The sequence below is a fragment of the Alphaproteobacteria bacterium genome, from assembly GCA_019746225.1.
GTDB lineage: Bacteria > Pseudomonadota > Alphaproteobacteria > Paracaedibacterales > VGCI01 > VGCI01.
In genome coordinates this window covers 87361-100089 of the sequence record JAIESE010000001.1, presented here as the reverse complement: position 1 = coordinate 100089, position 12729 = coordinate 87361, and the positions used below count along the sequence as shown (strand labels likewise).

The 12729-nt window shown below is 38.9% G+C and carries 9 protein-coding genes; 3 read left to right on the top strand and 6 right to left on the bottom strand.

Features of this window, described 5'->3' with window-relative positions; genetic code table 11:
* The first annotated feature begins 317 nt into the window (after positions 1 to 317).
* A complete protein-coding gene (locus K2Y18_00410) occupies positions 318 to 1085 on the top strand; it encodes a helix-turn-helix domain-containing protein (protein ID MBX9804199.1) in 768 nt (255 codons plus the stop codon).
* A gap of 13 nt (positions 1086 to 1098) precedes the next feature.
* Here the strand turns inward: K2Y18_00410 and K2Y18_00405 are convergent, their stop codons facing one another.
* The 4 genes from K2Y18_00405 to K2Y18_00390 all read right to left on the bottom strand — a co-directional run bounded on the left by K2Y18_00405 (position 1099) and on the right by K2Y18_00390 (position 4980).
* The gene (locus K2Y18_00405; GenBank protein ID MBX9804198.1) at positions 1099 to 2139 is read right to left on the bottom strand and encodes a response regulator; all 1041 of its coding nucleotides are present in this window, start codon (positions 2137 to 2139) and stop codon (positions 1099 to 1101) included.
* Positions 2140 to 2315: 176 nt separating this feature from the next.
* Positions 2316 to 3605, bottom strand: a complete 1290-nt coding sequence (locus K2Y18_00400; GenBank protein ID MBX9804197.1) for a HAMP domain-containing histidine kinase — start codon at positions 3603 to 3605, stop codon at positions 2316 to 2318.
* 3 nt (positions 3606 to 3608) lie between these two features.
* Positions 3609 to 4412: a methyltransferase domain-containing protein gene (locus tag K2Y18_00395; protein MBX9804196.1), complete on the bottom strand. Its 804-nt coding sequence runs from the start codon at positions 4410 to 4412 to the stop codon at positions 3609 to 3611.
* Positions 4413 to 4428: 16 nt separating this feature from the next.
* A complete protein-coding gene (locus K2Y18_00390; GenBank protein MBX9804195.1) occupies positions 4429 to 4980 on the bottom strand; it encodes an RsmD family RNA methyltransferase in 552 nt (183 codons plus the stop codon).
* A gap of 670 nt (positions 4981 to 5650) precedes the next feature.
* On the opposite strand from K2Y18_00390, the gene K2Y18_00385 reads away from it, so the two are divergent.
* On the top strand, positions 5651 to 6214 hold the full coding sequence (locus K2Y18_00385; GenBank protein MBX9804194.1) for a hypothetical protein: 564 nt from the start codon (positions 5651 to 5653) through the stop codon (positions 6212 to 6214).
* A gap of 23 nt (positions 6215 to 6237) precedes the next feature.
* Here K2Y18_00385 and K2Y18_00380 read toward each other — a convergent pair whose 3' ends face one another.
* The gene (locus K2Y18_00380; protein MBX9804193.1) at positions 6238 to 7857 is read right to left on the bottom strand and encodes an SEC-C domain-containing protein; all 1620 of its coding nucleotides are present in this window, start codon (positions 7855 to 7857) and stop codon (positions 6238 to 6240) included.
* Between the two features lie 351 nt (positions 7858 to 8208).
* Here K2Y18_00380 and K2Y18_00375 point away from each other — a divergent pair, with 351 nt between their 5' ends.
* Positions 8209 to 11823: an AAA family ATPase gene (locus tag K2Y18_00375; GenBank protein ID MBX9804192.1), complete on the top strand. Its 3615-nt coding sequence runs from the start codon at positions 8209 to 8211 to the stop codon at positions 11821 to 11823.
* A 39-nt stretch (positions 11824 to 11862) separates the two neighbouring features.
* On the opposite strand, the gene K2Y18_00370 is transcribed toward K2Y18_00375, so the two are convergent.
* A complete protein-coding gene (locus K2Y18_00370; protein MBX9804191.1) occupies positions 11863 to 12717 on the bottom strand; it encodes a hypothetical protein in 855 nt (284 codons plus the stop codon).
* Positions 12718 to 12729: the final 12 nt, after the last annotated feature.

Below are 12729 nucleotides of genomic sequence, written 5' to 3'. Positions count from 1 at the left end.
ATTGCCCAAAAACGTAAGAAAATAGGCAATCTTTAGTTATATCAGAAGGTGGTTTCGGGTAGTTATTACCTTTTCGACCTTGGGGGGTCTTATTCGTATTGCCTTTAAATACCTGGAATTATAAACTACCTGCCTATGTGAGATTGTTGTTCTTTACCTATAAGGTACCTTGGAACTTCCAACAGGACAGGCTCCAGAAACTTAGGAACTGTATTTATAAAACTAAAATTATTAAAAAATACGTTTTTTATTTGGCTTGGTATATATGAAGACAAATAGCAATTGTTTTTGTATACTAACAAGGATCGATATAAAAAATGAGATTGGCTGACAAAGGGAATATGGCGCGCGTTACTTCTTCAAACACCCCTACACTTGTATCTCAATCTACGGTTGGGTCCAAGAAGAAGCAAATAGCTGAACGCCTTAGGCAAGCTCGATCTCTTGTAGCTATGTCTCGAATCGATTTTTGTATTAAACATAATCTCAATCCAGATACCATTCAGTCCTGGGAACTGGGTCGCACCATGATACGCGACGCTAATGCGACAAAGTTTTGTGAGGCGCTTGCTCAAGAAGAAGTAGTTTGTTCAGAGAATTGGTTAATTGAAGGAGTAGGGCCGCCTCCTAGTCGTTTGTCATCTGAAACAGAAACATTTTATAGTCCGCAATTGTTTGTTCGATGGCTAAAGAGTAAGTCTTCTAACCCATTCATTTCAATGGTACAGGATGAAGCCATATTCTTCCAACAAAACTGCCAAGAAAAAGGATTGGATCCAATCATAACGAATCTCATCGATAAAGCTATGAATCCAGATTATGATAAGGGAGAATACATCGGAGCCATAAGAATAGCACCTGAGCAGGTAGTTAGTCTTAATCAAACAATTTGCCTTATTGAAACAAAGCCTGATTATTTCTTAGTTCGGAAGCTTTTAATTGAAAAAGACAAATATATTTTAATAGCATCGGATACAAATTATCCGATTCTCTATCAAGATTCTGTTGTAAGTGTCGGGGAAATTATCTGGCGTCGTAAAGTGCCGCATGCCATTCCTAAGAGAAACAAGATGCGCGATAAATAGCATCGATCCTAAATTATCTGCTATGAACCACTCTTAGCGTTTTGAATTTAGGCTTATCGTCAGACTCTGAACGATTCTTGTAATCATGGAATGATAGAATTCTTTCTTTTTCTATGTCTAAGATATTCTTTCGAAACACATGATAATAGTTATCCCGTTCCCCTTCTAAAACTTCAGGGGTATAAGAATATTTCTCCCATTCTGAACCTTGTGGAATATCAATTCGATGACGATCGTGGAAGCAAATCATTTTTTTATAATCTGCAAGTTCTCTTGCTAAACGATTTGGAACAGTATCAAACTCTAATGATTCTTTCCACCCGTCTAACTGGGATTTGCTATAGGTAAAAAGACCATAGTAATTTGATTTTTCATCAAGAAGCAGAAAACTTCCGTTCATCTCAAACAAATAATATTCTACAATTTTGTTTTTAAGGAGAAGCTTTTCGAAATAATTAATAAAAGCTGGATCCTCTATAAAACTTATACCAGGTTCGAAAGTGGTTGCTCCAAGCATTAATTGAGAGATATTTAAAAAATATGCTCGTTGGGCTTCGGCTATACTTTCATTTAAAAGTTCAAAAACATGTGGGTCTTGTTTCTGAATATAGCGATTAATGAGTCCTTTATTAAATGCTTGGACCGCAAGAGATTCATCTCCTTCTCCCGTTAAAAGTATTTTTTGAATGTAGGGATTTTTAATTTGTGCACAAACTTCTAAACCATTCATTTTTGGCATCTGATAATCAATAATAACTGTAGAAACATGCTCAAATCGGCTTGGATTATAAACCTCTTTCATCAAATCATATATATTTATATCTAATCGCTTATGTTGCCATTCTTCCTCGATGGGTTGAGAAATCAAACGCTTTTCAAATAGGTCTACCTTATATTCTTCATTCAAATACGATAAGGCTGCATGAGGTCTATCATAAAGCTGGTATGAGCATTTGGAATTATCTAAGCCAAGGGTTAACTTTTTAAACGATGAACGATCATCGTCTATAAACAATACTTTGGTAGGAAACATACAAACAGGGAGTTTTTGCATTAACAATTCCTTTCAGAGACTAACATAGCAGATGCTCGTGTGAATTTATAAATCCTCAAGTACATCGTCCGCTATTCCATTTCCATATATGTCCTATGTATACATAATTTATATATATTTAATAAATTAAGTATTAAGAAATGTCAAAAAATTAAATTGCCCATAACCCTATGGATTTATGGTTTAGGAAATCTAAGTATGAAGGTCGTGTGCTCATTCTCTTTTGATTCGCAAGCAATAGAACCACCAAGGCTTTTCATAACAGATTGACAAAATGAAAGGCCTATTCCTGTTCCATAATGGGTTTTGCTATAAAATGTATCAAATATGTGAGGAAGGATTGATTCAGATATCCCACTGCCTGTATCTTTGAAATAGAGTATGAAATCAGATGATTCAATCTCGCTCCATAGCACAATATAACCATTGTCGGTTTCTTTAACATAATACAAAGCATTCTTTAGAAGATTGAATAATACGTGCTTGATAAGAAGCTTATTGCCATAAAAGCTAAAGTCTTTAACATCCTCCCATGAAATGATTACTCTTTCCTCTTCAATTAATGGGTAATCCCTTATTGCTTCCTCTATGCACTCCTTAATAGATATAAGTTTTAAGTCTTTTTCTAAATTTTTAGGGTCCTTCAGATTCATCAGCAGCATATCAATAACCATAGAGGCACTTAACGTAATTTTCTCTAGATCTTCTGGTGTCTCAGCAATATTCTTGAGCTCTTCTTTAGAAATTTTGGTACCTACTTTATTGGCAGATCTTGCCTTTCTATAACCATCTACGAGCATTGGAAGAAATTTACTAATCACTTTTGCACTCGCTCGAATTCCTAAAAATGGAGTCCGCATTTCATGGGCTACGGTACCAGCTAAGGATTTCAATGCGAGCAGCTTCTCCTTCCGTATCTTTTCTTCTTTATAAACAAACAATCCGACATAGATAAGCATCCCAATATAGCTTGCGAGTATCCCAAAAATATTATCAGGTAGCTGGGGATAATATCCAAAGTAGAAGAAATAATATTTCCAAGCACTCACTATACCTATGAAAAGTATTAAAGAAGCGCTAATCCAGTCAGTAATAAAAATAAGTAAAGTTAAAGATATTAGGGCATTAAGACACCAGATCAAATCAAAATTGTTTTTGAACAACATGAATCCAAAGAAAAAAGGAAGTGTGTAAATGAGAGTGAGATTCCAGTAAATAGGCATGAATAATTTGGCTTGTAGAGGCCAATAGCGTGACAACATCAAACCTAATGATAAGAAAGTAGCGATAATTCTTAATGCAAAGTCCTCGTAAGCATTAGGGGCTGTTAAATATATATTTATAAAATAAAAGGAGGAAAAGCCAAAAAAGGAAATAAATCCATATAGGAAAAATCTGTGCTCTGCTTGGTATGTTCGCTTTGCAATTTCATGCCAGATTTGTCTGAGAAGAGGGGTGACCGTCAATGATTAACCTTTCTGTAAGTTAATCATATAATAATCAAGATTTCCCTCTTTGTACATTTTTATAAAATTTTCACCCCAGCCAACATCTAGGACTTGCTTGCACCATTTATCAAGACCTGGAAAAACCTGGTTGCCTATCTTTAGGACTTCTTTGACCTGGAAACCTTGTTCTTCAAAGTTATTAATCACTTCTTGAACGGGTATTAATAAATCAATTCCTTCATCGATGAGAGGAAAGTGGGCTCGATTCATATCAAATCCCTGGTTACTTGTTGAGAAATGAGCGGCAATAACCAATTGTCCTTGATGCTTTAAGAGGCGCCAAGATTCTTTTGCAAATTCAGGAATAGAGGGAATGTGTTGTGCAGATTCAACTGCATAAATTTTATTGAATTCACCATCAGAAAAGGGTGTGGAACCAGCTGCTGCTACTTCAAATTTTAAGTTTGAGGGGACTTCTGAAGAGAATAGATGCAAGTGTTTGGCTCTGTCTATTTGATTAGGTGTAATGTCAATGCCGACAACATATTCAGGCCCATATTTGTCAACCAACTCCCTACACCCATAACCTCTTCCACAGCCAACCTCTAAGATTTTATCGTCGAATTGTATATCAAGGTGTTCAAACACTAACTCATATAGGTCGTGTGATGATCTGATCCTTTCTTCTTGAGTGATTTGTCGACAATTTAAGTCTACATTCTTCCAATACCCAAAATTTATATAACCACCTTGAAATGCTGGTTTTTCGCCTAGATCATTCGTCCCATAGAGTGACTGTATAGCTGCCTTATTGTCGATTTTCATATTTTATTAGCTCGTTTTAGTGGTACATCTTTTCATTTGAGCAAACCAGCAAGCCAGTATTGAGTCCTTCACCAATACTTGGAATGATCTCCTCATTAGAATATGTAAACTGGTCTGTAATGCATTTGACAGAGTTCCTCACAAGTTTCTCGTAAGTTTGTATGACAAATATCAATCGCTGTTTAGAAAACGTATGTTTTACGCTTGCTATAATCTCATCAACTGGTGGACTTGTTTTTAATAAATCCAGCCCATCTTCGAAAGAAAGAGCTTGGCCCCAGGGAGGAGCAATAAGAACAATGAGGGGCTTATTATCAGGAAAATTCATCTTTTTGATATAGTTTAAACTATTTCCAAAGAAAACCTGGCACCTATCACCCATAATTTTTAGATTATTTTTTGTGTGAATATAAATTTCTTTGTTATTCTCTATGCCAATTGCTGGAGGAAATCCAAGAGCTTTTGCTGAGTGATATAATAAATTCCCAGAACCAAGAAATAAATCTAAAATGACGGCTTCTTCACGAGGGAAAAAGGCTCTTTTTAGTTTTTTTATGGATTTTGCCATTCCGATGCTATGGGCATCGATGGAGCACTCAATAGCACTCCTCCCTAGGATTCGAATACCCATGTTATAAAACGACTTAGGTTTTTTGCCGAAGAGGGACAGTAGCCCTTCATCTCCATAATATGAGCGACTTATAAACAAAATTTCATCAAGGGAGAGGACCCTACTTTGAGAAGACAACAACTCGCTTCTTATATCTTGAATTTGCAGAACCGAAGAACTGGTATTTAATAAATTGCTTTGAATAGGCATCGAATATCACTTAATGAGTTAGGTATTTATTGACTTACAAAGAAGCGCTAAGCTTTGTAATTTATTAATTATTTTGTAGTATATCTGACATAACATACGCTTGTCCCTGCGGCAGTTTGTCAGTTGGGATGCGTTATTTGGGATCACTTATTGAAATTTGGGCAGGAAACTACAGAAAGCCACCCTATATCGCCTTTACGCCAAACATTGATTTAGATTTAACTCAAGAAACGGAGGTGTGTCGATTGATGCACTTTTCACCATGTGCTGGTGAGGGGGGGTGATCCCGAGATAAATTATAAGATCGCCAAAAGTTAACTGTGCACTGCGTTTTCTTGCATTTCAGATACTAAAGTGTTAATACATTACTACATAGTTTAAGTAAAATGTCATAACAAATATTAGACAAATGGTGAATATGGAATTGAGAGTTTGTGTTAAGTGTGAAGAAGAAAAGCCTTTAGATGCATTTGCCAAGGTGTACACTTTAAGGAATCGAGGAAAAAACTATTATCAGCACACATGTTTGATATGCTATAGAGCTGCTCATGCTGAAAAGGAAAGAAAAAGACGAAAAGATAAGCCAGAGGAATATCGGGCTGCACGAAAAAAACATCGTGCAGCAAACCTTGAACATTGCAGAATGTTAAGAAGACTATCAGGCCATAAATTAAAAGAGCAAGCCTATAATGCTTATGGGGGATACGAATGTGTGTGCTGTGGAGAAACAGAAAAAACCATGCTATCTATCGATCATATAGACGAAGATGGAGCAAGGCATCGAAAAGAAGTTCTTAAGGTTGTGCGTCCTACGACATTTTGCCGAGGCTCAAGCGGAGACAATTTATATCGATGGCTAAAAAACAACGATTTTCCACCTGGTTTTCAAGTCCTCTGCTACAATTGTAATATTAGCAAGCATAGGAATAAGGGAACTTGTGCGCATAAGTATGCTAATAACATAACAACTAATCCCATTTAGGTGTTTTTACACTAAGCATAAGCTCACTTTTTTATTGCTGATGCAACTAATCTTTCGCAGTATTCTAACAGCAGATCGTTAAGATTCATTGTGCTCAATACCTTTATATCTGATGCATCTTTCATCAGTGCTAATAATTGATCCTTTGTGCAATTTTGGTAGCTCTCGACAAAAAATTTAAAGTGTTCGTATGGATCATCCTTTTTTGTTGGGCGATGCTTTAAGGAACCAAAAAAACCCTCCTTATGTGCTTGATAATCGTTGTATTCCTGTTCAGACATTGGTTTTGTCATAATTAGAGAATTTTTATTGGCTGTTTTGATTATAAAATAAATAGTTTTCTCTTCCTCAAGAACACAAGCCGTTGTTACGGTTCCAATTATCCCTTCTTGTTGATTTAGATTGTTAAAGAGGTATGTTTCACCGATAACAAGACGTTCAGATTCTCTACTAAAGGCAACGGATGGTAAACTTCCATCAAAAGTCGCTGGGAGCTGAGGGTATGTTTGAAAAGCCTTCATTATGTTGTGAGCGTCAGCGTGTTTTTGTTCAAGTCGGTATATTTCTGAAAGACGATAGCTACCTGGTTTTCCAAAATCGTCAATTCCTAAGCCATGTGCTAACATTGAGTGTCCAGGCCGCTCTTCTGTTAGGGATCGATGAAAACACATGTTGGTCACAAAAACATAAGCTTTTTCGTCTGTTGTGATGGTTTGTTCTCTTTTTTCAAGTTTTTTTACGGCACGCTCTACCCACAATGGAGGATCTTGTTTATCAGATTCTGCGTTAAGGTCTATAAAAATTAATCGCTCATCAGTCGCCGGTTTTTTTAAAGCTTGATTTAAGTGAGGAATTAGCTCAGATGTTGGGTCGACTTTTGTAGCTCCATTAGCAGTTTTTCCCAAAATACCGAGTACCGCTTTCATCTTCGCTTCTACCCAGTACTTTTTACCAGTTATTGTTGAAATTGCTGCAAATTCACAATGTTTTGAACTCCGATCGGTTTCATCTTCCAACACCAAATCAAAGCCAGCTCGTATCAAGCAATTAGCAATAATTAATTCATAGTATGCTCCTTGAAAATTATTAGAATCTTTAAGTCTTTTAATCAGTAGAGTTTGGAGTTCAACATTGTGGTCTAAAAGATATAGGCTGTAGGCGAGACCAAGATAACAATAAACAATCCCTGTCATAACAGCAGACTTAATTTCTCCACTTTCTATTAAACCTCGTTGTTGAAAGCGGCAATATTCTTCGTGCCATTGCATTATAGGGTGTCTTTGATCGAAAGGTTTTTCTGTTTCAGCTTCTCCCCAAGCCGATCCTAAAGTCACTTTTATGTAGTAGGATAAAAAATCAGGAAACGTTATCCAGTTTGGTGAAGAATGAATGGTATTTCCAACAGCAACAATCTGTTGATTCTTAATTTTTGCTCCAATAATAGGCTTACCGAGGCCTTGCTGTCCTTTACGGATGAGTTCATCAGCCTCATGCTGTTCAATTGCTCTCAATATTTCGGGCGGTAGTGATGAGAGGGGAGAGCTAAACTTATGCACATTTTCTGCACTTAAGGGGTTGCCGCAACACTTTTTGTATTTCAAGCCACTTTTGCAAGGACAAGGTTGGTTGCGACCAATTTTCATAATAAATCCAATAAATGTCTTTTTCTTGTTCCCATACGATACAGCAAACTTTACTGTACTCATAGGTTCAAGTTTTCTGAGAATAGATCTTGTGCTCTGAGCTTTCAAGTTTCCAACTAAATTTAAGTTCTTATCATATCTCGTAAATATTTAATCTTTAGGGTGTAATTTACCCCCCATACCCCCCTTAAATTTTCATTGTAGATGTATGTTAAAAACATATAAGTAAAATATATGCGATCATTCATTTCGAAAATTTGAGAAATGCGCGCTTACATGTTGCAATGCAACTTCGCTCAGTCGCAAGCGACGATACTTCCAATTTTAGATAAATTGTTATATCATAAAATCATGGCGAATTATCATCTCACAGTTAAGGCAATATCAAGGAATGGAGGGCGTTCTTGCGTTGCTGCATTGGCTTATAGAAGTGCAGAGATCTTGATAGATCAACGTACCGGTGAAAAGCATGATTATAGAAACAAAGAGAACGTGGAATATGTCGAAATTGTTCTTCAAGATAATTCTCCATTATGGATTCAAGATATTGCAAATGAATGCAAAACCTCTCGCCAAAGGGCTTTACAAAAATTGTCAGATATTTTTGAAGCGGCTGAGAAACGAAAGGACGCGCGGGTCTATCGAGAAATCGAGTTTGCTTTACCGCGTGAGCTTACAAAAGAACAAAACATCGCTTGGGCACGGGAGTTTGTGCATGACACCTGCGTGGCTAGGGACATGCTGGCCATCATGAATTTCCATTTTGACATCGACAAAAAAACAGGGGAGGAAAAGCCTCACTGCCATGTGCTTCTCTCCACGCGAGAACTCATAGAGGCTGGCTTTTGTTCTCATAAGCAAACAGATTGGGATCACGTTGAGTTGGTGGAGGAGTGGCGGGAGCAATATGCTCAATATCAGAACGCTGCCTTAAAAGCCCATGGGTTTGAGGAGCGAGTGGATCATCGATCCTATGAGGATCAGGGATTGGAAATCGATCCTCAACCCAAGCGCGGAAGGTCTCTCCTTGAGATGACTGGTCGCGGTATTCACAGGGAAAAAGCTGAACTCTTTGATATGGTAAGGCTACGCAACCAGTTTAGAATCCTCAAAAATCCTGAACTTGTTTTTTCGATTGTTACTGCCAAGCATTCGACGTTCACCCGCCAGGACATCGCCAAAGTTCTCAACCGATATATCGACGATGCGGATCAGTTTCGGATTTTGCATGATCGTCTTATGGGATCAAAAGAACTGATTGACTTGCAATCATCTTCGGCTCAAGGAGAATCCAAAGAGCCTGTTTATACCACCCGAGAGATGTTGCGCACCGAACTTGGTCTCATGCGTAACGCTGAAGCAATGGCGGCACAACAAACCCATAAGGTTGATACCAAAACTGTTGATGAGGTCATCGCTAACCATAACGCGAAACTTGCCAAATATGGGGGCTTAAGCACTGATCGAGATCTTGCTATCCGGCATATGCTGAACGGCGAGCAGATATCATGTGTCGTTGGCTACGCCGGTGCGGGTAAAACAACCTCTTTAGAAGCCGCGAAGGAGGGATGGGAACAAGCGGGCTACAAAGTCCTCGGATTAGCCCCAACGGGCAGAGCTGCCCGTAATATAGAGGCCTGTGGCATCCGCTCCATGACCATTCACAAGTTCCTATTGTCTCAAAGCCAGGATCGGGAACAAATCTCTCCAAAGACCATTGTGGTTCTGGATGAAGCGGGCATGGTTGATAGCCGCCGTTTTGCGGAGTTGCTGTCTATTGTTGAGAGTGCGGGGGCCAAGATTGTGCCCATGGGAGATGGAAACCAGCTTCAAGCCATAGAGGCAGGCCCTGCCTTCCGCCTCCTGACGGACCGTATTCATCCTGCAGTCTTGGAGACGGTTGTGCGCCAACAAGAGGATTGGCAGCGGGAAGCAACTCGTCTGTTTGGTTCCGAGCAGGCGGGAAAGGCTTTGGATCTCTACCAGGAGAAGGGAGCCCTTAAGATTGTTGAGGATAAGGGCACGAATTCTGGGCCAAATCAATTAGTGGATCAATATTGTCTTGCCCGTCAGATGTCAGGGCGTATCTGGAAAGAGATGATCGCGGATTATGAGCAGGAGCATGGAAAGGTTACGTTTGATGAGATTAAGTTTGAAACCTTGTCCAAACATCAAGATTTTGACTTTTATCAATCTTGGAAAGGCAAACGAGAGGCCTTGGTTGAAGGCATTCTTACCAATTATTCAGAGCAAAAAGGTGTTTTAGAAGAAAGGGGTATCGATACCAAACAATTCGGTAAGTTAGCTGCAAAATATATAGCGGCTGAATTAGGGCAGAAGGGCTCAATCTTGCAAGAAGTAGAATCCATTCTACGGACGATGAGCTATGAGAATATTTGCGATACACGGGTTGAGACGAAACAAGCACTTGTTGAGGCTTGGGCAAGACATCGCAATGAAACTCCTGCGCAGTCACATCTGATGCTGGCCTTTACCAATAAAGATGCCGCGAGTCTAAATCAATCGGCCCGTCAGCTGATGAGAGAAAAGGGAGAGATTAATGGTAGAGAGTTTACCTACAAGACTTGTTACTTGTCGTACGATGATTTTGGAAAAGAGACTCGGACCTATGAGAACAAAACATTCGCTTGCGGTGATCGTCTTTTATTCACCCATAACGACAAGGGGTTGGGTGTTACAAATGGAACGCTGGGAAGGATTGTAAAACTTGATCAAAACAAGATCACGGTCAAAACGGATGAGGCAGGAAAGGTTGTGTCCTTTGCCCCTAAACTTTATCCATATATCGAAAACGGTTGGGCAACCACAATTCACAAAACGCAAGGGGTGACAGTGGATCATGTGAAGAAACTTGCCTCATTTGAAGAATATCGGAATCTGGCTTATGTGGGCATGAGCCGTCATCGGCATACCTTAGAAATCTTCGGCTCCTCTCTCGATTTCTGGCGGGATGAGAAGGTTGTTGATCGTCTATCTAGAGTCCAAGAGAAACTGTCGGGCTTTGATTACTTGAGTGGAGAAAAGATTGAAGAGCTTATGAAAGAGGATACAGAAGTGCTTTGGCATGAGAAAAAGCTTCAAGAGGGAAAGGATTTGTTGAGTGCAGTGAAGATAACCGCTCTGGATGTGGTCGGTCAAATCCTGGATCATCAGAAAGTGAACGTAGGCCTCGATACTCTTATGTCGTTGGATCATAGCGAGGAAAAGCGTTCAAGCGAGTTATTTCAGGAAGCTATTTCGTTAGAGGGAGAAGAAGGAAGATTGAACAATATGAGGCAATCGTTTGAAAAGAAGCGCTTGCCATTCCATCAGAATTGGTGCTCAAAGATGGGGTTCTTAAATCAACACAAACGATTGCCAGAAACTGCCGAAGAGATCAGTACCGCTTTTTGGCAGGGTGAACGTTTAACGGTGATTGAAGGACGACTGTACTATGAAGCGCTGGAACGTGGTACGGAGATTAAACAAGATGACTTTATTCAACAGGCACGGCAGGAACTCCTTAAGAATCAGAAGGCACCCGATTATATTATGGCCTATACAAAGGCATCAGAATTTACCCTACCCCAGCAGGAACAATTTGAGCAGCATGTCCTGTTGCATCGGGATAAGACAGGGACTGTCCCTGAACCAAAACATCTCGAGGTTATCTGTACGGTGATAACAGCTCATTCTCAGATTCGAGGGCAAGGATCGGAAATTGACATTAATAAATCAAAAGACGACAAAGTTGCTTCTTATGAAGCGCTGATCGAGCAACAAGCGATTATTCATAGAATGGGCAAAGCTAAAGACGATGCGCGTTATGAATCACTAAATCTCCACGAGGTTAAAGAGGAATGTGCCGAAAAATCCCAGCGATTTACAGAGGAGGTTCAAATGCAAAACAACTTATCTCAATCAACAAACCGATTAAAGCAGCGCGGAATGGATTTCGAGCCTTAAAAAAGCAATATTTTATAGTGTGTTAAGATACATCCAGAATCACTTTATAAGAGAAGCCTTTTTTAAGAATCTCTGAACACGTTTGTTACCTTTTTCCTTTTCTAGCTCTCCTACCGGAATACTTGTACGTACACGAGATATTTCAAGTTGATCGCATAGTTTCACATAAATCTCTGAGGCATGCACTAATCCAACTATGGCTGTATTTATAGCTCCTTTTTCGGTTTTTTCTTTTAACTTTTGAGTCATTATTAAATCTCTTGGTTCAAGAGCCCAATCAGATTTCATAACTGCATCAATAGAAATTTGATTCCCGGTTTCTCTTGCCGCTTTTAAATGGGCTGCAAATGTTTTATCAAACTCAGCACTTTTGTAAGTAAATGATTTGTGACTTATAACTTCTTTAAAACTTGCATCGATAGGGACAATCTTTATGTTTGGATCACTAGAAAAATCTCTTAGAATTTTTAACAACCAAAAACGGTTTTTTATTAAGCCAGGCTGAGCTAATTTGGGGGCTTGAAATATGTTTCCATAAATACGCCCCGCTTCAGCAGGTCCCCCAAGATGCTCTTCTACACTTGGAAGATGATGCCTATAAAAATTTTCCAAAAATTCCTCATCAGAATTGTATTTTATTAATTCTGACTCCTTCTTAGCTCTTTGTAATCGTTCCTCATCTCTCTCAATGAAAAAGTTCATTTTTGCTGTCGATTGCTTGACTCTCATCATTTCATAACAATACTTCATTCCTTCAGGGGATGAATGAGCTTCAGCAATTAGCACTAATCTTTTTTGGTATTGTTCTCTACCTTCTATGGCATCCATCCCTTCAGAAACCGAAGATGTAAGGAAAACAATACACAACACAACTAGTTTAATAATCTCTCTCATATCAAATTACCT